Origin of the sequence: Micromonospora sp. NPDC047707 (genome assembly GCF_040704235.1) — a bacterium.
Lineage (GTDB): Bacteria > Actinomycetota > Actinomycetes > Mycobacteriales > Micromonosporaceae > Micromonospora.
This window is the reverse complement of record NZ_JBEYSU010000003.1, coordinates 280,018-300,515: the sequence shown is the minus strand read 5'-3', so window position 1 is coordinate 300,515 and position 20,498 is coordinate 280,018. Positions and strand designations below refer to the sequence as shown.

Genomic DNA, 20,498 nt, shown 5'->3' with positions numbered 1-20,498 from the left:
CTGCGCCCTAGGCGAGGTGGCCCTCGATCTCGGCCAGCTCCTCGGCGGTGAAGTCGAGGTTGGCCAGGGCGCCGATGTTCGCCTCCAACTGCGGGACGCTGCTCGCGCCGATGATGAGGCTGGTCATGCGCGGGTCCCGCAGGGCCCAGGCGAGGGCGAGCTGCGCGAGGGACTGGCCGCGCCGCTCGGCGATCGCGCCGAGCGCCCGGACCTGCACCAGGTGCTTCTCGCTCACGTCGCTCTCGTCCAGGAAGATGCTGGTGCGGACCCGGGAGTCCTCCGGGATGCCGCCCAGGTAGCGGTCGGTGAGCAGGCCCTGGGCGAGCGGGCTGTAGGCGATGCAGCCGGCACCGACCCGCTCCAGCGTGTCGAGCAGGCCGTCGGCCTCCGTCCACCGGTTGAGCATCGAGTACGACGGCTGGTTGATCAGAAGCGGCGTGCCGAGGTCGCGCAGGATCGCGGCGGCCCGCTCGGTCTGCTCCGAGTCGTAGTTGGAGACACCGACGTGGAGCGCCTTGCCGGAGCGCACGACGGCGTCGAGCGCGCCCATCGTCTCCTCCAGCGGGGTGTCCGGGTCGAACCGGTGCGAGTAGAAGATGTCCACGTAGTCGAGGCCGAGCCGGCGCAGCGACTGGTCCAGCGACGAGATCAGGTACTTGCGGGAGCCCCACTCGCCGTACGGGCCGGGCCACATCAGGTACCCCGCCTTGCTGGAGACGACCAGTTCGTCCCGGTACGGCTTCAGGTCGGTGGCGAGCATCCGGCCGAAGTTCTCCTCGGCCGCGCCGGGCGGCGGGCCGTAGTTGTTCGCCAGGTCGAAGTGGGTGACGCCGAGGTCGAAGGCGCGCCGGACGATGTCCCGCTGCCGCTCGTACGGCCGGTCCGGGCCGAAGTTGTGCCACAGGCCGAGCGAGATCGCGGGCAGCCGCAGCCCGCTGCGCCCGCTGCGCCGGTAGGTCATCGTGTCGTAGCGCTCATCGGCGGCGAGGTAGGTCACGATCATGAGCCTACTCGCGCCGCCGGCCGGCGGGACGGGCTGCGCCGGGCCCGACCTCCCCGACGTGGGGGAGTCGCCGCGTGGCGGGTCGGCGGCAGAATGAGCCGGTGAAACCCCCCGCGGTCCTCGCTCCGCTGCTGGCCGCCAGCACCTGGCGGCGTGGCGTGTTCCTGCTGCTCGGTGGGGTGCTGGCGCTGCCGTACGCGCTGCTGGCGGTGACCTTCGCGCAGCTGCTCACGCAGCAGGCGGTTCCCCGGGCGCTGGTGCTGGCGCTCCTGGCCGTGGCGGCCGGCATCGCCGCCGTGCCGGTGTTCCTCGACGGGCCGCGCGCCCTGGAGATCGCCGCGGCCCGCTCCCTGCTCGGCGTCGACCTGCCCGATCCCGCACCCGGGCACAGCACCGACCGGGAGACCCGGCTCCGGTCCGCGCTCTGGGTCGCGCTGCATCTGGTCAGCGGCGGCCTGGTGGTGGCGGCCCTGTTCAGTGCTGTGCCGATGGCGCTGGCGTTCATCGCACACCAGGCCGGCCTCGACACCGGACTGACCGCCGACGACCGGTTCGGACCGTTCGACGGGCGGAACACGGGGTGGCTCAGCGTCGCCGGCGTCGTCGTACTGGTCGCTCTCGGCTACGCCGTGGCCGGGCTCGGGGCCCTCGCCGCGTCGATGGCGCCGGTGCTGCTGGGGCCGGCCGAGTCGGAACGCGTCGCCGCGCTGGAGGCCCGCGCCGCCCGGCTGGCCGGGCGCAACCGGCTGGCCCGGGAGCTGCACGACTCCGTGGGACACGCGCTGACCGTGACCACGCTCCAGGCGGGGGCCGCCCGGCAGGTGCTGGACCGGGACCCGGAGTTCGTCCGGCGGGCGCTCACCGCGATTGAGGAGGTGGGGCGGACCGCCATGGACGACCTGGACCACGTGCTGGGGCTGCTGCGGGAGACCGGCGGCGGTACGGCCGTGCCGGCGCCGCAGCGTACGCTCGCCGACCTGGACCGGCTCCTCGCGGAGACCCGCGCGGCCGGGCTGCCGGTCGAGGCGCGGCACAGCGGCGACCTGGTCGACCTGCCGGCGGTGGTCTCCCGGGAGGGGTACCGGATCGTCCAGGAGGGGCTGACCAACGCGGCGCGGTACGGGCGGGGACCGGTGACCGTACGTGTCGACGCCGGGCCGGACGCCCTGGAGCTGGAGCTGGTCAACGCGCTGGGCCCGGTGCGCCGGTCCGGTCTCGGCCGGGGCGGCCGGGGGCTGGACGGAATGCGGGAGCGGGTGCTGCTGCTCGGTGGCCGGCTGACGGCCGGGCCGGACGCCGACCGGTGGCGGATCCGGGCCCGACTGCCGCTGGAGGGAACCCGGTGACGCCCATCGGCGTGCTGATCGTCGACGACGACGAGCTGGTCCGCGTCGGCCTGCGGGCCATCCTCGACGCCCAGCCCGACCTGCGGGTGGTTGGCGAGGCGGCGGACGGTTCGGCGGTGCCGCCGCTGGTCGCCCGGCTGCGCCCGCAGGTGGTGCTGATGGACGTACGGATGCCGGAGATCGACGGCATCCAGGCCACCCGGCGGCTGCTCGCCGCCTCCGCCGACCCGCCCCGGGTGCTGGTGATCACCACGTTCGCCAACGACGAGTACGTCTACGACGCGCTGCGCGCCGGTGCGAGCGGGTTCCTGCTCAAGCGCGCCCGGCCGGCGGAGGTGGTGGAGGCGGTACGGGTGGTGGCCCGGGGCGAGTCCCTGCTCTTCCCGGCCGCGATCCGCCGGCTCGCCGGCGCGTACGGGAGCCGGGGCGCCGACCGGCTCGCGGCCGCCCGGCTGACCGATCGGGAGGCCGAGGTGCTGCGGCTGATGGCCGCCGGACTGTCCAACCCGGAGATCGCCGACCGGCTGGTGGTCGGTGTGGAGACGGTGAAGACACACGTCGGGAACGTGCTGGCCAAGCTCGGGGTACGGGACCGTACGCAGGCGGTGATCGCCGCGTACGAGTCGGGGTTCGTCACCCCCGCCGGCTGATCGCTCCCCCGGGCGGGGGAGCGGGTTCCCCCTCGGCCGGGAGGGTTTCCGGGCCGCTCCGGCCGAGGCTGAGGACATGACGACGACTGCCGCACCCATCCACTCCCGGACGTCCCGCTGGCCCGACCGGCTCGCCCCGCTCGCTGCCGGGTGGCTAGGGCTCTGGGGCGTCCTGGCCCTGGTCGCCACGATCACCGGCGCCGGCTACCCGTTCGGCGCGACCGGCAGCGAGAACAACCTGCTGCGGCTGGTGCCCGCCGAGGCCGGGCCGCCGCTGTTCGCCGTGCTGCTGCTCACCGCCGCGGTGGCCGCGCTCACCATGACGGGCGCGGCCCGTCCGGCCGGCTTCCTGCGGGCGGTTCTGCTCAGCTACGGCTGGGCGGTCGCCTTCGTGCTGGCCGTCGTGGTGCCGGACGCCCGGGTGCTGGTCCTCCTCGGCTACGCGCCCATGCTGATCGTCGGCGCGCCGTTCGGCTGGCCGCCGGTGGACTACTCCGAGGTCTTCACCTGGGCGCTCTTCGCGCGGATCGCCGCGCTGGCGGGCGGCGTGCTGCTCGCCGGGGCGGTGCTCGCCTGGCAGCGGCGTACCGCCGGCGCCTGCGTGGCGTGCGGCCGCGGCGGCACCGACCGGGGCTGGGCCACGGCGGCGGCCGCGACCCGCTGGGGCCGCTGGACGGCCTGGACCGCCGCGGTCATCCCGTTCGGGTACGCGCTGACCCGGTTCGCCTGGGCGGCCGGCGTTCCGCTCGGCATCTCGCCGGACATGCTCGACGAGCTGACGGAGACCGGCGCGGTCTGGGCCGGTGCCGGGCTGGGCGCGTTCGCGACCGCCGGCGCGATCCTCACCCTCGGGCTGGTGCAGCGCTGGGGGGAGCGGTTCCCGCGCTGGCTGCCGGGGCTTGCCGGCCGGCCGGTGCCGGTGAAGCTCGCCGTGGTCCCGGCGACCCTCGTCGCGCTCGCCGTCACCGCCGCCACTCTCGGCCTGCTGAGCACCCCGGACTTCTGGCGGCTCGGCGGAAGCTTCAGCATGGCGTCGGCGCCGATGCTGCTCTGGCCGCTGTGGGGCGTTGCGCTCGGCGCGGCCACGTACGCGTACCACCTGCGGCGGCGGGGGACGTGCCGAGCGTGCGGGCGCGGCTGACGATGCCCGGACGGTCCGGTCCCGCCGTGGTGGGACCGGACCGCTGGGGTGCGGCGGCAGGGTCAGGGCAGGTCTCGGGCGTAGCAGACGGACAGCGGCTCGCCCTGGTAGACGCCGAAGTTGGGGATGCGCCGGTAGCCCTCGCGCTCGTAGAAGCGCATCGCGTCCGGCTGGGCGGTGCCGGTCTCCAGCAGCAGGGTGCGTACGCCCGCCGCGCGGGCCGCGTCCTCCAGGGCGCGCAGGATGGCCGTCGCGACGCCGGTGCCACGGGCGGACGGGTCGACGTACATCCGCTTGACCTCGGCCTCGCGGTCGCCGAGGAACCGCAGGCCGCCGCAGCCCAGCGCGGTGCCGTCGGCGTCCCGGGCGACCAGGAAGACGCTGACCGTCTCGCCGGTCGGCGGCTCGCCCGGCTCGTGATCGTCGTTGCCGTAGCGGGCGTCCAGCTCGGCGCGCTGGGCGGCGCACAGCCGGGTGGCGTCGGCCGACTCCCACGGCTCCCGGTCCACCGAGACGGTGCGGATCATGCTGCCCTCGTTTCCGTAACAAGCGTTACCGTAACGCATGTTACGGTACGCGGGTTGTCGGCGGAAAGAGGCAGCGGTGGCGCGACGGCGGGACCTGACCGGGCAGCGGGAGCGGCTCTCGGCGGCGACCTGGTCGGTGCTGGCCGACCACGGCCTCGCCGGCCTCACCCTGCGGGCGGTCGCCGAGCGCGCCGGCTGCACGACCGGCATGGTGCTGCACACCTTCGCCGACAAGCGTGCCCTGCTCGTGCACGCCCGCGAACTGCTGCACCAGCGGACCGGCGAGCGCGCCGACGCCGCCGCGTCCGCCGGCGGTGACCCGCCGGACGCGCTGCGGGCGGTGCTCCTCCAGGCTGCCTCCACCACCGAGGAGAAGCGGGAGGAGGCCCGCGTCTGGATCGGCTTCCTGGCCGCCGCGCTGGCCGACCCGGCCCTCGCCGAGCTGCACCGGCGCTACAACCGCTCCTTCGTGGAGCGGATCCGGCGGCTCGTCGCCGCCGCCCGCCCCGACTGGGAGCCGGCGGCCTGCACGGCGACCGCCACGACCCTGGTCGCGCTCGTCGAGGGGCTGAACACCCTCGCCGCCGTCGATCCGGAAACCTACCGCGACGAGGCGCAACGCTCCGCCATCGACGCCGCGCTCGCGCCGGTCCGGCTGAACGCTCCGTGAACAGGGGGCTGAAGCTCGTCGGCGCGCCCGCCACGGTGGGAGCGCCGAGATAGCCTGGGTCGGGTGACTGCGCCTTCCCCGGTTACCCCGGTCCCGCCCGCCGACCTGCCCGGCACACTCGGTGAGCTGCGCGCGGCGGGCCACCGGTACCGCACCGTCAAGCAGGAACTCCGGGACAACCTCCTGGCCCGGATGCGCTCCGGCGCCGACCGGTTCCCCGGCATCGTCGGGTACGACGACACCGTGCTGCCCGAGGTCGAGCGGGCGCTGCTCGCCGGCCACGACATGGTGCTGCTCGGCGAGCGCGGCCAGGGCAAGACCCGGCTGATCCGGTCGCTGGTCGGGCTCCTCGACGAGTGGACCCCGGTGATCGCCGGTTCGGTGCTCAACGAGCACCCGCTGCACCCGATCACCCCGGCCTCCCGGGCACTCGTCGCCGAGGCCGGCGACGACCTCCCGGTGGGCTGGCTGCACCGTTCGATGCGGTACGGCGAGAAGCTCGCCACCCCGGACACCAGCGTGGGCGACCTGATCGGCGACGTGGACCCGATCCGGATCGCCCAGGGGCGTACGCTCGGCGACCCGGAGACCATCCACTTCGGACTCGTACCCCGGACCAACCGCGGCGTCTTCGCCGTCAACGAGCTGCCCGACCTGGCCGAGCGGATCCAGGTGGCGCTGCTCAACGTGCTGGAGGAGCGGGACATCCAGGTCCGCGGCTACCAGCTGCGGCTGCCGCTGGACCTGTTCCTCGTGGCCAGCGCCAACCCGGAGGACTACACCAACCGGGGCCGGATCATCACCCCGCTCAAGGACCGGTTCGGCGCCGAGATCCGTACCCACTACCCGCTCGACCTGGACCTGGAGCTGGACCTGATCCGCCAGGAGGCGGACCTGGTCGCCGAGGTGCCCGAGCACGTCCTGGAGGTGCTGGCCCGGTTCGCCCGCGCGGTCCGCGAGTCACCCTCGGTGGACCCGCGCTCCGGGGTGTCCGCGCGGTTCGCCATCGCCGCCGCTGAGACGGTCGCCGCCGCGGCGCTGCGCCGCGCCGGCCTGCTCGCCGCGGGCACGCAACCCGCCGAGGCGTTAGGAAGGGACCCTTATACAACCGGAGGCGATAACAAGGGTCCCTTCCTTACACCCGTGGCGCGGGTGGGGGACGCGGTGTCGGTCACGAGCACGCTGCGGGGGAAGGTCGAGTTCGAGAGCGGTGAGGAGGGGCGCGAGATCGAGATCCTCGGGCACCTGCTGCGGACCGCCACCGCGGAGACGTTCCGGGCCCGGCTGGCCGGGCTGGACCTCTCCGGCTTCACCGCCCTGGTCGACGACGACCGGGTGATCGAGACCGGTGAACTGGTCAGCTCGGCGGAGCTGCTCCGGCAGGTCGGCACGGTCCCCGGCCTGGCCAAGGTGCTCGACCGGCTCGGTCTCGGCGACGCGCCCAGCCCCGAGCAGGCCGCCGCCGGCGTCGAGTTCGTGCTCGAGGGGCTGCACCTGACCCGCCGGCTCGGCAAGGACGTCACCGACTCCGGCCGGACCCGCTACGGCGGCCGGGACTGACCATGGCCGGCGACCGGTTCCGGTACGGGCAGTGGCGCGGCGGCCCCGACCCGCTCGCGCCTCCGTACGACGTGCGGGCGGCGATCGACGACGTCGGCGCCGAGGTGCTCGCCGGCGGCAGCCTCCGGGAGGCGCTGCGTAACCTGCTGCGACGCGGTCCGCAGGGACGGGGCGGCCTCGACGACCTGGCCGCGCGGGCGCGCCGGCTGCGGCGGGAGGCGCTGCGTCGGGGCGACCTGGACGGAGCGGTGACCCGCGCGCGGGCGCTGCTCGACCAGGCGCTCGCCGCCGAGCGGGACGAGCTCCGTGGTCGCGACGACGAGGGCGCGCGGTTCGCCGAGGCGGTGCTGGACAACCTGCCCCGCTCGACGGCCCGGGCGGTGGAAGAGCTGGCCGGCTACGAGTGGGCCAGCGCGGAGGCCCGGGCGACGTACCAGCGCATCCTCGGCGGGCTGCGCGACGACGTGCTCGGGCAACGCTTCGCCGGGCTGCGCGACGCCGTCCGGGCGTCGGCGGACCCGGCCGCGCAGCAGCGGCTGGCCGAGCTGATGCGCGACCTGAACGAGCTGCTGGCCCGGCACGCCCGGGCCGAGGACACCACCGACGCGTTCGCCGAGTTCATGCGCCGGCACGGCGAGTTCTTCCCCGAGCAGCCGCGCGACACCGACGAGCTGGTCGACGTCCTGGCCCGCCGGGCGGCGGCCGGGCAGCGGCTGATGAACTCGCTCTCCGACCGGCAGCGCGAGGAGCTGGCCGGGCTGATGCGCCAGTCGCTGGGCGACCGGCTGGCCGGCGAGCTGGCCTCGCTCGACGCGAACCTGCGGGCGCTCCGGCCCGACCTGCGCTGGGGTCGCGGGGAGCGGGTCCGGGGCGAGCAACCCCTCGGGTACGCGGACGCGGCCGGCGCGCTCGGCGAGATCGGCGAGCTGGACGACCTGCTCGACGCCCTCGAGCAGGAGCACCCGGGCGCCACCCTGGACGACGTCGACGTCGACGCGGTGGCCCGGACGCTCGGGCGGGACGCCGCCGACGACGTACGCCGGCTGCGGGAGCTGGAGCGGGAGCTGCGCCGGCAGGGCTGGGTGAACCGGGACGCGGAGGGGTTGACCCTCAGCCCGAAGGCGCTGCGCCGGCTCGGTGGGACCGCGTTGCGGCGGGTCTTCGCCGACCTGACCGCCGGGCCGCGCGGTCAGCACGACCTGCGCTCGGCCGGCGCCGCCGGCGAGGTGAGCGGCGGGTCCCGGCCCTGGGAGTACGGCGACGAGCAGCCGCTGGACGTCGTGCGTACCCTGACCCGGGCCGTCCGGCGTTCCGGCACCGGGGTGCCGGTGCAGCTCGCCGTCGACGACTTCGAGGTGGTGGAGACCGAGCGGCGGGCGTCGGCGGCGGTGGTGCTCTGCGTCGACCTGTCGTACTCGATGATCTCGCAGGGCCGGTGGGGCCCGATGAAGCAGACGGCGCTGGCGCTGGCGCACCTGATGGCCACCCGCTTCCCGCAGGACGCGCTCCAGATCGTCGGCTTCGGCCGGGAGGCGCTGCCGCTGACCCAGCAGGAGTTGGCGGCGGTCGAACCGGACCTGCAGCAGGGCACCAATCTCCAGCACGCGCTGCGGCTGGCCGGCCGGCACCTGCGCCGGCACCCGGACGCGGAGCCGGTGGTCCTGGTGGTGACCGACGGCGAGCCGACCGCCCATCTCGACCCGGACGACGGGGAGGCGCTGTTCCACTGGCCGCCGCTGCCGGAGACGGTCGAGGCGACGATCCGCGAGGTGGACCGGCTGAGCCGGTACGGCGCGACGCTCAACCTGTTCCTGCTCGGGGACGACCCGGGCCTGCGCCGCTTCATGGCCGCCGTGGCCCGCCGCTCGAAGGGCCGACTATTCACCCCCGACCCGGAGGACCTGGGCGAGTACGTGGTGTCCGACTACCTCCGCGCCCGCCACGGCCGCCGCTGAGCGCGTCGGTCATGGGACGGTGGTGGATCACAGCTGCCCGTCCGGGTGAACCGGGCACCACAACTCCATGATCGGCGGGGCGGGGCGGGGTTGACTGACCGCATGGACAGCACCGCGCTACGGCGGGCGTACGAGGAGGTGCTCGCCGAGGTCGACGTCGGCGAGTTCGGGGGGCCGCCGGAGGGGCAGCTCAGCGCCGAGCAGATCGTGGCGCACCTCGCGGCCAACGACGAGCTGATGAGTGAGGCGACCGAGGCGGTGCTCGCCGGCACGCCGTACGCATACTACGACCTGGCGGGGGTGCACCGGCCGGACCTCGACGCCCTGGCCGCTGGATGCGGCGGCCTGGCCGGCCTGGCGACCCTGCTGCGCGCCACCAGCCAGAAGCTGGTGGCCCTGGTCGACCGGCTCGGCCCGGCGGCCGACACCCCCGTCGAGACGCACCTGCGCGAGGGCTTCGACCTGATCGTGGACGAGCCCCTGCCCTGGGCCCGGGTGCTCGACCTGCACACCCGCGTCCACCTGCCGAAACACCTCGCCCAGCTGCGGATGCTGCGCGCCACGGCCTGACCGCCGAGGGCGTCACGTGCCGCGGAAGGCGCGGCGGTACGTCGACGGGGAGACGCCGACGCGGTGGTGGAGGTGTTGGCGGAGGGACGCTGCCGTGGTGAAGCCGCTGCGGCGGGCAACCTGGTCCACCGACAGGTCGGTCGTCTCCAGTAGCAGCCGGGCGTGGTCGGTGCGCTGCTGGAGCAGCCACTGCGCCGGGCTCAGCCCGGTCTCCGACCGGAACCGCCGGGTGAAGGTCCGTACGCTCATCCGCGCCTGGTCGGCCAGGTCGCGCAGGCTGACCGGCTCGTGCAGCCGCTGCCGGGCCCACTCCCGGGCCCCGGCGGTGCTCGCGTCGGCCACCTTCGGCACCGGGCGCTCGATGAACTGGGCCTGACCGCCGTCGCGCCAGGGCGGCACCACGCAGCGGCGGGCCGCCCGGTTGGCCACCTCGCTGCCGTGGTCGGTGCGGACGACGTGCAGGCACAGGTCGATCCCGGCGGCCACCCCGGCCGAGGTGAGGACCCGGTCGTCGGCGACGAAGAGGACGTCCGGGTCGAGATCCACGTCGGGGTACCGGGCCCGGAAGCGCTCCGCGTACGCCCAGTGGGTGGTGGCGCGGCGGCCGTCCAGCAGCCCGGCGGCGGCCAGGGCGAACGCGCCGGTGCAGATCGACATGATCCGAGCGCCCCGGTCGTACGCGGCGCGCAGTGCGCCGGCCGCACCCGCGGCGACGATCCGGTCCGGCGGCAGCGCGCGGCCGTGCACCCCGGGGACGATCACCGTGTCGGCGGTCTCCAGCAGCTCCGGCCCGTGGTCGGGGAGCACCTGGTAGCCGGCGGTGCTGCGGACGGGCCGCCCGTCGGGGGTGCACACCTCGACGGTGTAGAGGCGGGCGCCGGCCGGGGTCCGGGCGGCACCGAAGACCTGTGCCGGCGTGCCGAGGTCGAGGCCCACGACGTCGTCGAGAGCGAGGACGGCGATCCGGTGCGGGGCGGCGACCATGGCCCGATTATTGCGCATGATGGCTTTCCGGCCACTCGTCGGCGATCCACTCACCGCCGAGACTCGACACCGTGACCCGTACGACCACGGGCCCGGCCGCGCCGGGCCGCACGCGACCCGGCCGCCCGGGCCGTAACCGCCGCCTGCACCCCGCCTGGACGGTCGCCGCCGTCGCCTTCGTCGCGCTGGTCGGCGCCGCCGGCTTCCGCGCCACCCCGTCGGTGCTGCTGCACCCGCTGCACGCCGAGTTCCGCTGGCCACTGGCCACGATCTCGGCGGCCGTCTCGGTCAACCTGCTCCTCTACGGGCTCACCGCGCCGTTCGCCGCCGCGCTGATGGACCGGTTCGGTATCCGGCGGGTGGTGGCCGTGGCGCTGCTGCTGGTGGCCGCCGGCAGCGGGCTGACCGTGTTCATGACCGCGAGCTGGCAGCTCGTCCTCTGCTGGGGCGTACTGGTCGGGCTGGGCACCGGCTCGATGGCGCTGGCGTTCGTGGCGACCGTCACCGGCCGCTGGTTCGTCCACCGCCGTGGGCTGGTCACCGGTGTGCTCACCGCCGGTGGGGCCGCCGGTCAGCTGGTCTTCCTGCCCCTGATGGCGGTGCTGGTCGCCGAACACGGCTGGCGGGTGGCGGCGCTCGTCGTGGCCGCGGCGGCGCTGGCGGTCGTACCCCTGGTGGCCTGGCTGCTGCGCGAGCACCCGGCGGACGTCGGGCTGCCCGCGTACGGCGCGGCAGAGGTCGTACCCCCGACGCCGCCGGCCGGCGGGGCGGCGGCGCGCGCGGTCTCGGTGCTCGCCCAGGCGGCGCGGACCCGGCCGTTCTGGCTGCTCGCCGGCGGGTTCGCGATCTGCGGCGCGACCACCAACGGGCTGGTCGGCACGCACTTCGTGCCGGCGGCGCACGACCACGGCATGCCGCAGACCACGGCCGCCGGGCTGCTTGCCCTGGTCGGCCTCTTCGACATCGCCGGCACGATCGCCTCGGGCTGGCTGACCGACCGGGTCGACGGCCGGGTGCTGCTCGGCGTCTACTACGCGCTGCGCGGCGGCTCGCTGCTGGTGCTGCCGGGGCTCTTCGCCGCCACCGCCGAACCGAGCATGCTGGTGTTCGTCATCTTCTACGGGCTGGACTGGGTCGCCACGGTCCCGCCCACGGTGGCGCTGTGCCGGGAGTACTTCGGCGACTCCGGCCCGGTGGTCTTCGGCTGGGTGTTCGCCGCGCACCAGGTCGGTGCGGCGATCGCCGCCACCGGGGCGGGCCTGGTCCGCGACCAGCTCGGGAGCTACGCCCTGGCCTGGTACGTCGCCGGGGCGTTGTCGATCGGCGCGGCGGTGCTGTCACTGTTGCTGCGCCGCCGGCGGGTGGCGCCGCCGGTGCCGGCCGTCACGGCGGCGCCGCGGGCCTGGAGCTACCGGGGGTAGGGCACCGGGCCCTGGGTCACCCGAGCCGCCACTGCTGCTCGGGTGCGCTCGTGCAGGTCACCTGCTCGATGTCGGTGCCGGCGTCGGTGCCCGCGTCGTCGGCCTGGGCGCAGCGACCGCTCTGCAGCGCCGCGAGCAGCACCCGCCCGCCGCCGACGGGCACCAACCGCCACTGCTGGTTGGCCTGGCCGTGGCAGCCGTACTGCTGGAGCTTCGCGCCGTCGTCGCCGCTGGCGCCCTCCACGTCGAGGCACATCCCGGTCGCCGCGTTGGTCAGCGTCACCAGGTCCGCGCCGACCGGATTGGCGACCCACCGCTGCTCGGGGCCGCCGGTGCAGTCGGCGAGCTGGGCGACCGCCTTCTCGCCGCCGCCGTCGAGCCCGAGGCAACGGTTCGCGGCGACGCCACGGAACACCTTCGGCCCGGTGAGCGGGACCGGCGCGACACTCGGGGTGGCGCTGGGAGTGGGCGGCGGCGCGGCCGGTGTGGTCGGGGCGGGCTCGCTCGCCGGCGCGGTGGCCTCGGCCGTCGAGGGCGTGCCGGCCGCCGCCGGCACCACCGGCGCGTCGGCACCGCCGCCCAGGACACCGGTGGCGAAGAACGCCCCCAGCAGGACGCCGACCACGCCGACGACGACCGCGACCCGCAGCAGCGGATCGCGGGGCAGCCCGCGGCGGGGGGCGCGGCGGCCGTAGACCGTGCCGGACGGGTCGGGACGTTCAGCGGGGACCGACATACCGGCATCCTGACCCACCCCGCCGGTCCACTGCCAGCCGGCCCGGCTCAGTCGACGACCCGGACGTCCTTCCAGAACGCCACCCGGTCGCGGACCATCTCCGCCTCCGGCTTCGGGTCGGGGTAGTACCAGACCGCGTCCGGGCTGGTCCTTCCGCCGTGGTCGAGGGTGTAGTAGGAGGCGGTGCCCTTCCACGGGCACACGGTGTGGGTGTCGGACTCGCGGACCAGGTCGTCCCGCAGCGCCGAGCGCGGGAAGTAGTGGTTCCCCTCGACCAGCACGGTGTCGTCGCTCTCGGCGACGACGATGTCGTTCCAGATGGCCTTCGGCATGTCCCCACGCTAGGCCGTGTCCCGTGCGGACGGCCACCGGAACCGTGCGGAGGCGCGCGATGCGAAGTGGCCACGGTGGACATCCCACCCGACCGGGCGTCGACAGCGTAAGGTGATCTCATGTACGCCGTGCGTGATCATGACCAGGCGGTGGCCCGGCTCCGGCGGTCGTACGCGGCGGTGCCGCCCGACCAGCCGGTCCGCCTCGCCAAACGCACCTCCAACCTGTTCCGCCCCCGCAACGCCCCCCGGGCACCCGGCCTGGACGTGAGCGGCCTCGGCGGGGTCCTGCGCGTCGACCCGGCGGCCCGCACCGCCGACGTGCAGGGCATGTGCACGTACGAGGACCTCGTCGACGCCACCCTGCCGCACGGCCTGATGCCGCTGGTGGTGCCGCAGCTGCGCACCATCACGCTGGGCGGGGCGGTGACCGGCCTCGGCATCGAGTCGACCTCGTTCCGCAACGGCCTGCCGCACGAGTCGGTGATCGAGCTGGACGTGCTCACCGGGGCGGGCGAGATCGTCACCGCCCGCCCGGAGGGGGAGCACGCCGACCTGTTCACCGCGTTCCCCAACTCGCTGGGCAGCCTCGGGTACGCGATCCGGCTGCGCATCGAGCTGCAACCGGTCGGCCGGCGCGTGGCCCTGCGCAACGTCCGGTTCACGCGGCTGGAGGAGCTGACCGACGCGATCGGGGAGGTGAGCGCCACCCGGTCGTGGGCCGGCGAGACGGTGGACGCGATGGACGGGGTGATGTTCAGCCCCGGCGAGGCGTACCTGGTGCTCGCCACGTTCACCGACGGGGCCGGGCCGGTCAGCGACTACACGGGCCAGGACATCTACTACCGGTCGGTGCGCCGGCGGACCCGCGACGCGCTGACCGCGTACGACTATCTGTGGCGCTGGGACACCGACTGGTTCTGGTGCTCGGCGGCGTTCGGGGTGCAGCACCCCGTGGTACGGCGGATCTGGCCGGCGCGCTGGCGGCGCAGCGACGTGTACCACCGGCTGGTCCGGCTGGAACACCGGCACCAGGTGGCCGCGCGCATCGACCGGTGGCGCGGCCAACCGGCGCGGGAACGGGTCGTGCAGGACGTGGAGAATACGTTGGACCGCACGGCCGACTTCCTGCGCTGGTTCGACAAGGCCGTGGGGATGACCCCGGTCTGGCTCTGCCCGTTGCGGCTGCGGGAGCCGTCCGGCCCGGGGTCGGCGCGGGCCTGGCCGCTGTATCCGCTTCGGCCGGGGCAGGACTACGTGAACATCGGTTTCTGGGGGAGCGTGCCGATCCTCCCGGGCGCCGCCGACGGCGACGTGAACCGGGCGATCGAACGCGAGGTGTCGGAGCTCGGCGGGCACAAGTCGCTGTACTCCGACGCGTACTACGACCGGGAGGTGTTCGACCGGCTCTACGGCGGCGACACCTGGCGTGCGGTCAAGGACCGCTACGACCCGGACCACCGGCTCACCGGACTGTACGAGAAGGCGGTAGCACGACAATGAGCCTCATCGATCGAGATCAGGGGGCGGCAAGCGCTCCCGCGACACCGCCGGCGGGGGGCCGGCGCCCGCGGCCGACCGTGGCCGACGTCGTCCGGGCGTTGACCACCGGGGCCCTGCCGGTCCGGGTCACCGGGTACGACGGCAGCGCCCTCGGCCCGGCCGACGCCGGGATCACCCTCGCCATCCGTTCCGAGCGCGGCCTGTCGTACCTGTTGACGGCCCCCGGCGACCTGGGCATGGCCCGGGCCTACGTGAGCGGCGACCTCGGGCTGGAGGGGGTGCACCCGGGTGACCCGTACGAGGCGCTGCGGGTGCTGAAGGACGAGGTGCGGCTGCGCGTTCCACCCGTGGCCGAGGCGCTGTCCCTGGCGCGGGCGCTCGGCTGGGAGCGGCTGCTGCCGCCGCCGCCCCCGCCGCAGGAGGCGTTGCCCCGCTGGAAGCGGGTGGTGAACGGGCTGCGGCACTCCCGCACCCGGGACAGCAGCGCGATCTCGCACCACTACGACGTGTCGAACGCCTTCTACGAGAAGGTGCTCGGCGGGTCGATGACGTACACGTGCGCGGTGTTCCGCTCCCCGGACGACAGCCTGGAGACGGCGCAGGCCGCGAAGTACGACCTGGTCGCGCAGAAGCTCGCGCTCAAGGCGGGGATGCGGCTGCTCGACGTGGGCTGCGGCTGGGGCGGCATGGTCCGGCACGCGGCCCGGGAGTACGGCGTGAAGGTGCTGGGCGTGACCCTGTCGCGGGCGCAGGCGCAGTGGGCCCAGGGCGCGATCGAGCGGGAGGGGCTGACCGGTCTCGCCGAGGTGCGCCACCTCGACTACCGGGACGCCCCGCGTGAGCAGTTCGACGCGGTCTCCTCGATCGGGCTGACCGAGCACATCGGGGTGCGCAACTATCCCGGGTACTTCGGTTTCCTGCGGAACCGGCTGCGTCCGGGCGGACGCCTGCTGAACCACTGCATCACGCGCGCGGACAACCGGGCGCCGCACCGCTCGGGCGCGTTCATCGACCGGTACGTGTTCCCCGACGGCGAGCTGGCCGGGCCCGGCCGGATCATCTCGGAGATCCACGACGCCGGTCTCGAGGTGCACCACGAGGAGAACCTGCGGCAGCACTACGCCCTGACCCTCGCCGCGTGGTGCCGCAACCTCGTGGCGAACTGGGACTTCTGCGTGTCGGAGGTCGGCGCCGGCACGGCCCGGGTGTGGGGCCTGTACATGGCCGGTTCACGGATGGCGTTCGAGCGCAACGGGATCCAACTGCACCAGGTGCTCGCGACCCGCACCGGCCCGGCCGGCGAGACGACCTACCCCCTGCGCCCTGACTGGCTGCCCTGACCGCCGCTCGGCACCGGCACGAAGGCTGCGCCGTGGGTCGGCGCGGCCTTCGTCGTAGCCATTGACAAAGAAGTTTTGTACGTACAAACTGATTTTGCCATGAGAGATGTCCTGTACCTGGAGCAGCTTGAGCAGGCCGAGGTCCTGCTCAAGCCGCAGCGCGTCGAGATCCTGCGGCAGCTGGCCGAGCCGCGCACCTGCACCGAGGTGGCCGCGCGGCTCGACCAGACGCCGCAGCGCGTCTACTACCACGTCAAGCAACTCGTGGCCGCCGGCCTGGTGACGCAGGTCAGCGAGCGCAAGGTGCGGGGCATCAGCGAGGGCATCTACCAGGCCGCCGCCCGGTCGTACTGGCTGTCGCCCCGGCTCGTCGGGCGCATCGGCCTGCGCCGGGCCCGCGACGAGCTGAGCCTCGGCTACCTGCTCGACCTCATGGAGGAGGTCCAGGCCGACATCGCGGCGCTGGACCGCGCCGCCCCCGAGCTCCCCTCGGTCGGGGTCTCCGGCGAGATCCGCGTGCCCGCGGAGCAACGCCAGCAGTTCCTGCACGACCTGCAGGCGACCCTGCAGGACCTGTTCACGCGCTACGGCGGCGCCGAGGGTGACGCCTTCAAGCTCGCCGTGGCCGTCTATCCGAAGGGAACAGACCGTGAGTGAACCGATGAAGCTGACCGTCCTCCTCGCCGCTCCGGTCGAGGTCGTCCGCCGCGCCCTCACCGACCCGGCCGAGCTGCGTGTCTGGCTCACCGAGCACGCCCGTGTCGAGCTGCCGACCAGGTACGAGTTCTGGGGTCGGCACACGCCCGAGGGCGACGCCCCGCACCAGCGGCTGCTGCACGTCGACGACGACACACTGCGCTTCGCCTGGCTGCTGGACGGGGTGGAGACCACCACCGAGATCTCGCTGCGTCCGGAGGGCCCGGCCGCCACCGTGCTGACCCTCGCACAGAGCCACGTCACCTTCGCCGAGGCCATCAGCGGCGGCACCATCCGGGGGGTCCTCCAGACCTGGTGGAGCCTGGCGCTGGCCAATCTCGACGCGCACCTGGCCGGGCAGCCGCTGCTGCCGAAGGTCGACTTCACCTCCGCCGAGATGCGCGGCGAGCTGCTCATCGCGGCCCCGATGGCGAAGGTCTGGGAGTCGCTGACCGACTCGGAGCAGGCCAGCGCCTGGTTCGGGTACCCGATCGGCATCGAGCCCTGGGTCGGCGGCCGGTACGCGATGGGCGGCTTCGAGGCCGGCCACGCCGCCACGGTGGTCGACGTGGAGCCGGGGCGGCGGATGTCCGTCGACTGGGGTCCCATCGGCGTCACCACGTGGGAGCTGGCCGAGTCCGCGGGGAAGACGAAGCTGACCTTCGTGCAGAGCGGCTTCGACGAGCAGAACCCGCCGTACTCGGGCTGGGCCGGGTCGGTCTCGGGGCTCGCCGAGCTGCGCCGCTACCACGAGATGGCCGAGTGGCGGCCGATCTGGCTCTCCGCCGAGGTGCCGGGCATGGAGCCCGCGCCAGCGGCCGGCTGAGCATCCCCGGCAGGACGAAAGGAGCCCGACCGCGCTGGTCGGGCTCCTTTCGTGGTAAATGTCCCCCAATAGCGGTACGTCCGGGAGATACCCGAAGGCCAAATCAGTAAGCTCTTCATCTCTTGCGTGGCGAATGTGTAACTATTTCGCTATAGGCACCTGATCAGGACGGTTGGCGTAGATCCTCACACTCTGCCCCTGACTGAACGGTGCCTCCGCCTGTGTCCTCAAACGAATGGATGACCTATCCGTCGATGAGTCTGGCCAGGCAAGACCTAGGTGAGGAGCAGCAGTGATGATGGGACGTACCCGACTGTGGGCAGTGGCGCTGGCGGCCGGCGCGGCGGTGGCGGCCACCGCTGCGGGCGGCGTGGCCATGGGCGGCGGCAAGGACGACGCCGGCGACCGCCGCGACTGGAGTGACTCCCGGGACCGGGATGACGCCAAGGGCGAGCGGTTCGACGTGCGGGCGAAGCTCGACGGCTACCAGGAGGACCCGCTCACGATCTCGACACCGGGCAACGGCCGGTTCGATGCGCACGTCGACGAGCGGAAGAAGGAGATCGAGTTCCGGCTCAGCTACCAGGACCTCGAGGGGAAGATCAACGCGGCCCACATCCACTTCGGTGGGCGGCACCAGAGCGGGGGGATCATCGCCTTCCTCTGCGGCACCCCGTCGAAGGACGGGAAGGGCGGCGCGCCGAAGGGCACCAAGGAGTGCAAGGCCTCTCCCGCCAAGGTCGAGGGAACGATCAAGCCCGCGGACGTCATCGGCCCGCAGGAGCAGGGCATCAAGCCCGGCGAGTTCGACGAGCTGGTCGACGCGATCAAGGCCGGCGTCACGTACGTCAACGTGCACACCGACAAGTACCCGAACGGTGAGATCCGGGGCCAGATCAAGAAGGAAGACCGCAAGAAGGACGACCGCAAGAAGGACGACGAGAAGCCGGACTGGAGCAGCAAGGACGACGAGAAGCCGGACTGGGACTGGAGCAGCAAGGACGACGAGAAGTCCGACTGGAGCGGCAAGGACGACGAGAAGTCGGACCGCGACGGTGAGCACGGCAAGGACGACAAGGACGAGCACTCGGACGAGAAGGACTGGGGCTCGGAGCACCGGGAGGCATGACCGGTTCTCCGGTTCCGTGCCGGCTGCTGCTCTGATTGCGCGCGCGGCCCTGAGGGCGGACCGGATCCGAAGGGGCAGCCCCTGGTGGGATGCCCCTTCGGCGTGGGCGGGCACCCGCACGCGCGACGCGGGGAAGATCGTGCGTGGGCCAGGTGATTACGGCGGTTCCGGTGGGTACTGGCGGGCGATGTTCTTCATCTTCGGCCTGCGTACCAAGGTCAGCCAGTCCGGCGTGGTGCGGCAGGTGTGCCGCCACTGCGGCAACCACGCCGCGCAGGTGATCACCCGCCGGTCGACGAAGTTCACCCTGTTCTTCATCCCGCTCGTCCCGGTCCGCATGCGGTACGTGCAGCAGTGCACCTTCTGCGGTGCCCAGTACGAGATCTCGCGGTCCGACGCGCAGCGGCTCGCGGTCGGCTGAGCGCGTGGTGCGCTTCCTCTGCTGGCTGATCGGACGGGAACCGGTCGCACCCGCGCCGCCCTCCGCGCACACCGCCTCCCGCCCGCCCTGCACTGCCGGGCGGCGGCACGGTCGCCGGAAGCGCCGGCCGTTGGCCGGGACCGTCCTGCCCCGCTCGCCCTGGAACCGCTCCGCCGGCCGCTGACCCCGACCTCTAGTCTGAACCGTTCCGAGGAACGGGGGAACGTTGCGCAACCACCGGGCCGTCGTGCTGGTCGCCGTCCTGCTGTCCACCTTCTCGCTGCCGGTTTCGCTGACCGGGGCCTCGGTCGCGCTGCCCGACATCGGGCGGGACCTCGACGCCGGTCTCGCCTCCGTTCAGTGGGTGGTCAACGGCTACAACGCGACCTTCGCGAGCTTCATGCTCGCCACCGGCGCGCTCGCCGACCTCGTCGGCCGGCGGCGCGTCTTCGCCGGCGGGGTGGCGCTGTTCGCGGTGTCCGGCCTGCTCGCCGCGGTCGCCGGCGACATCCTGCTGCTGGACGTCGCCCGCGCGGTCGCGGGCGTCGGGGCCGCAGCGGCCGCCACCAGCGCCTCCGCGCTCCTCGCGGGCGCCTTCCAGGGGCCGGCCCGAGCCCGCGCGTTCAGCGTCTTCGGTACGACGATCGGCGCCGGCCTGGCCTTCGGCCCGTCGGTCGCCGGGCTGCTGATCGACACGCTGGGGTGGCGGGCGGTGTTCGCCGCGCCGGCCCTGGCGGGCGGGGCGGTGCTCCTGCTCACCCCGTGGCTGCCGGAGTCGCGCCAGCCGCACGCCGGCCGGATCGACTGGCCGGGCACCGGGTCGTTCACCGCCGCCCTGCTGTTGCTGATCTTCGGCTTCGTGCAGGGTCCCGAGTACGGCTGGGACGACGTGCGGATCGTCGGCGCCTTCGGGGTGGCGCTGGCGCTGCTCGTGGTGTTCGCCCGCGTGGAGCGGTCCCGTCCCGATCCGATGTTCGACCTGGCCCTGCTGGCGAACCCCCGGTTCGTCGGCATCTGCCTGGCGGCGGCCACCATCGTCGCCGTCATGGTGCCGCTGCTGGTCTACCTGCCGTCGTACTTCACGACCGTGGTCGGGCTGACGCCCGCCGCGGCGGGCGCGACGCTGATCCTGCTCACCGCGCCGACCCTGGTGCTTCCGCTGCTCGCCGGGGCGCTGATCCGGCGGGTGCCGGCTCCGGCGGTGATCGTCGCGTCGGTGGCGGTGGTCGCGGTGGGTGCGGCCTGGGCGACCGTGCTGGGCCCGACCAGCGACGCGGCCGTGCTGGCCGGTCCGCTGCTGACCATGGGCGCCGGGATCGGGCTGTCCATCGGGCTGCTGGACGCGCTGGCGATCGGCAGTGTCGGGCCGCACCGGGCGGCCACCGGGGCCGGGATGATCAACACCGCCCGGCTGGCCAGTGAGACGATCGCCATCGCGGTCGTCGGCGCGGTGCTCGCGAGCACCACGGCGGGCCGGCTCGCCGACCCCGGCTTCACCGGCGGCCTGCGGGCCGTGCTGTGGACGATGGCCGCCCTGGCGGCGCTCGCCGCGCTGGCCGTCGCGGCGCTGCTCCGCTCGGGCGCCCGGAGTCGCGAGCCGGTCGCGCAGCCGAGCCGTTAACAGGGGACCCTTCTTCTACCGGAGGCGTTAAAAAGGGGCCCTTCCTTCCCCTTGACCCTCACGTTGC

The 20,498-nt window shown here is 73.9% G+C and carries 20 protein-coding genes; 15 read left to right on the top strand and 5 right to left on the bottom strand.

Annotation, left to right across the window (positions count from 1 at the left end):
- Positions 1-7: 7 nt before the first annotated feature.
- Positions 8-1,003, bottom strand: a complete 996-nt coding sequence (gene mgrA, locus AB0873_RS05345; RefSeq protein WP_155333908.1) for an L-glyceraldehyde 3-phosphate reductase — start codon at positions 1,001-1,003, stop codon at positions 8-10.
- Between the two features lie 101 nt (positions 1,004-1,104).
- Between mgrA and AB0873_RS05340 the strand changes: the two genes are divergently transcribed.
- The 3 genes from AB0873_RS05340 to AB0873_RS05330 all read left to right on the top strand — a co-directional run bounded on the left by AB0873_RS05340 (position 1,105) and on the right by AB0873_RS05330 (position 4,140).
- Positions 1,105-2,349, top strand: coding sequence for a histidine kinase (locus AB0873_RS05340; protein WP_366598533.1), 1,245 nt, complete (start codon positions 1,105-1,107; stop codon positions 2,347-2,349).
- Positions 2,346-2,999, top strand: coding sequence for a response regulator transcription factor (locus tag AB0873_RS05335; protein WP_366598532.1), 654 nt, complete (start codon positions 2,346-2,348; stop codon positions 2,997-2,999). Before AB0873_RS05340 ends, AB0873_RS05335 begins: the two co-directional genes overlap by 4 nt.
- Before the next feature lie 76 nt (positions 3,000-3,075).
- Entirely contained in the window at positions 3,076-4,140 is a 1,065-nt protein-coding gene (locus AB0873_RS05330) for a hypothetical protein (protein WP_366598531.1), read from the top strand.
- Between the two features lie 62 nt (positions 4,141-4,202).
- Here the strand turns inward: AB0873_RS05330 and AB0873_RS05325 are convergent, their stop codons facing one another.
- Positions 4,203-4,667, bottom strand: a complete 465-nt coding sequence (locus AB0873_RS05325) for a GNAT family N-acetyltransferase (RefSeq protein ID WP_366598530.1) — start codon at positions 4,665-4,667, stop codon at positions 4,203-4,205.
- A 76-nt stretch (positions 4,668-4,743) separates the two neighbouring features.
- On the opposite strand from AB0873_RS05325, the gene AB0873_RS05320 reads away from it, so the two are divergent.
- The 4 genes from AB0873_RS05320 to AB0873_RS05305 all read left to right on the top strand — a co-directional run bounded on the left by AB0873_RS05320 (position 4,744) and on the right by AB0873_RS05305 (position 9,422).
- Complete coding sequence (locus tag AB0873_RS05320; protein ID WP_366598529.1) at positions 4,744-5,337, top strand: TetR/AcrR family transcriptional regulator; 594 nt, start codon at positions 4,744-4,746, stop codon at positions 5,335-5,337.
- 54 nt (positions 5,338-5,391) lie between these two features.
- A complete protein-coding gene (locus tag AB0873_RS05315; protein WP_366598573.1) occupies positions 5,392-6,897 on the top strand; it encodes a magnesium chelatase in 1,506 nt (501 codons plus the stop codon).
- 2 nt (positions 6,898-6,899) lie between these two features.
- Positions 6,900-8,852, top strand: coding sequence for a VWA domain-containing protein (locus tag AB0873_RS05310; RefSeq protein WP_366598527.1), 1,953 nt, complete (start codon positions 6,900-6,902; stop codon positions 8,850-8,852).
- A 102-nt stretch (positions 8,853-8,954) separates the two neighbouring features.
- Positions 8,955-9,422, top strand: coding sequence for a hypothetical protein (locus AB0873_RS05305; protein WP_366598526.1), 468 nt, complete (start codon positions 8,955-8,957; stop codon positions 9,420-9,422).
- Positions 9,423-9,434: 12 nt separating this feature from the next.
- Here AB0873_RS05305 and AB0873_RS05300 read toward each other — a convergent pair whose 3' ends face one another.
- Entirely contained in the window at positions 9,435-10,424 is a 990-nt protein-coding gene (locus AB0873_RS05300) for a helix-turn-helix domain-containing protein (RefSeq protein ID WP_366598525.1), read from the bottom strand.
- A gap of 125 nt (positions 10,425-10,549) precedes the next feature.
- Here AB0873_RS05300 and AB0873_RS05295 point away from each other — a divergent pair, with 125 nt between their 5' ends.
- Complete coding sequence (locus tag AB0873_RS05295) at positions 10,550-11,827, top strand: MFS transporter (protein WP_366598572.1); 1,278 nt, start codon at positions 10,550-10,552, stop codon at positions 11,825-11,827.
- Between the two features lie 16 nt (positions 11,828-11,843).
- On the opposite strand, the gene AB0873_RS05290 is transcribed toward AB0873_RS05295, so the two are convergent.
- Entirely contained in the window at positions 11,844-12,563 is a 720-nt protein-coding gene (locus AB0873_RS05290; protein WP_366598524.1) for an RICIN domain-containing protein, read from the bottom strand.
- A gap of 47 nt (positions 12,564-12,610) precedes the next feature.
- On the bottom strand, positions 12,611-12,895 hold the full coding sequence (locus tag AB0873_RS05285; protein ID WP_366598523.1) for a DUF427 domain-containing protein: 285 nt from the start codon (positions 12,893-12,895) through the stop codon (positions 12,611-12,613).
- 120 nt (positions 12,896-13,015) lie between these two features.
- Here AB0873_RS05285 and AB0873_RS05280 point away from each other — a divergent pair, with 120 nt between their 5' ends.
- From AB0873_RS05280 to AB0873_RS05250, 7 genes are all read left to right on the top strand, one after another.
- Positions 13,016-14,398 carry an FAD-binding oxidoreductase gene (locus AB0873_RS05280; protein ID WP_366598522.1) on the top strand — a complete coding sequence of 461 codons (1,383 nt, stop codon included), beginning with the start codon at positions 13,016-13,018 and terminating at the stop codon, positions 14,396-14,398.
- Positions 14,395-15,738, top strand: coding sequence for a class I SAM-dependent methyltransferase (locus tag AB0873_RS05275; protein ID WP_366598521.1), 1,344 nt, complete (start codon positions 14,395-14,397; stop codon positions 15,736-15,738). The genes AB0873_RS05280 and AB0873_RS05275 overlap by 4 nt, the downstream gene beginning before the upstream one ends.
- 99 nt (positions 15,739-15,837) lie before the next feature.
- Entirely contained in the window at positions 15,838-16,395 is a 558-nt protein-coding gene (locus AB0873_RS05270; RefSeq protein ID WP_366598520.1) for a helix-turn-helix domain-containing protein, read from the top strand.
- Positions 16,388-17,260, top strand: a complete 873-nt coding sequence (locus AB0873_RS05265) for an SRPBCC domain-containing protein (protein ID WP_366598519.1) — start codon at positions 16,388-16,390, stop codon at positions 17,258-17,260. The genes AB0873_RS05270 and AB0873_RS05265 overlap by 8 nt, the downstream gene beginning before the upstream one ends.
- A 298-nt stretch (positions 17,261-17,558) precedes the next feature.
- Entirely contained in the window at positions 17,559-18,389 is an 831-nt protein-coding gene (locus tag AB0873_RS05260) for a CHRD domain-containing protein (protein ID WP_366598518.1), read from the top strand.
- A gap of 187 nt (positions 18,390-18,576) precedes the next feature.
- On the top strand, positions 18,577-18,810 hold the full coding sequence (locus AB0873_RS05255) for a zinc-ribbon domain-containing protein (protein WP_366598517.1): 234 nt from the start codon (positions 18,577-18,579) through the stop codon (positions 18,808-18,810).
- A gap of 226 nt (positions 18,811-19,036) precedes the next feature.
- Entirely contained in the window at positions 19,037-20,431 is a 1,395-nt protein-coding gene (locus AB0873_RS05250; protein ID WP_366598516.1) for an MFS transporter, read from the top strand.
- Positions 20,432-20,498 lie beyond the last annotated feature (67 nt).

Coding starts and splice junctions, on each gene's coding strand:
- mgrA (WP_155333908.1), bottom strand. CDS start 1,003: ATGATCGTGACCTACCTCGCCGCCGATGAGCGCTACGACACGATGACC.
- AB0873_RS05330 (WP_366598531.1), top strand. CDS start 3,076: ATGACGACGACTGCCGCACCCATCCACTCCCGGACGTCCCGCTGGCCC.
- AB0873_RS05325 (WP_366598530.1), bottom strand. CDS start 4,667: ATGATCCGCACCGTCTCGGTGGACCGGGAGCCGTGGGAGTCGGCCGAC.
- AB0873_RS05310 (WP_366598527.1), top strand. CDS start 6,900: ATGGCCGGCGACCGGTTCCGGTACGGGCAGTGGCGCGGCGGCCCCGAC.
- AB0873_RS05305 (WP_366598526.1), top strand. CDS start 8,955: ATGGACAGCACCGCGCTACGGCGGGCGTACGAGGAGGTGCTCGCCGAG.
- AB0873_RS05300 (WP_366598525.1), bottom strand. CDS start 10,424: ATGCGCAATAATCGGGCCATGGTCGCCGCCCCGCACCGGATCGCCGTC.
- AB0873_RS05290 (WP_366598524.1), bottom strand. CDS start 12,563: ATGTCGGTCCCCGCTGAACGTCCCGACCCGTCCGGCACGGTCTACGGC.
- AB0873_RS05285 (WP_366598523.1), bottom strand. CDS start 12,895: ATGCCGAAGGCCATCTGGAACGACATCGTCGTCGCCGAGAGCGACGAC.
- AB0873_RS05280 (WP_366598522.1), top strand. CDS start 13,016: ATGTACGCCGTGCGTGATCATGACCAGGCGGTGGCCCGGCTCCGGCGG.
- AB0873_RS05275 (WP_366598521.1), top strand. CDS start 14,395: ATGAGCCTCATCGATCGAGATCAGGGGGCGGCAAGCGCTCCCGCGACA.
- AB0873_RS05270 (WP_366598520.1), top strand. CDS start 15,838: ATGAGAGATGTCCTGTACCTGGAGCAGCTTGAGCAGGCCGAGGTCCTG.
- AB0873_RS05260 (WP_366598518.1), top strand. CDS start 17,559: ATGGGACGTACCCGACTGTGGGCAGTGGCGCTGGCGGCCGGCGCGGCG.
- AB0873_RS05255 (WP_366598517.1), top strand. CDS start 18,577: ATGTTCTTCATCTTCGGCCTGCGTACCAAGGTCAGCCAGTCCGGCGTG.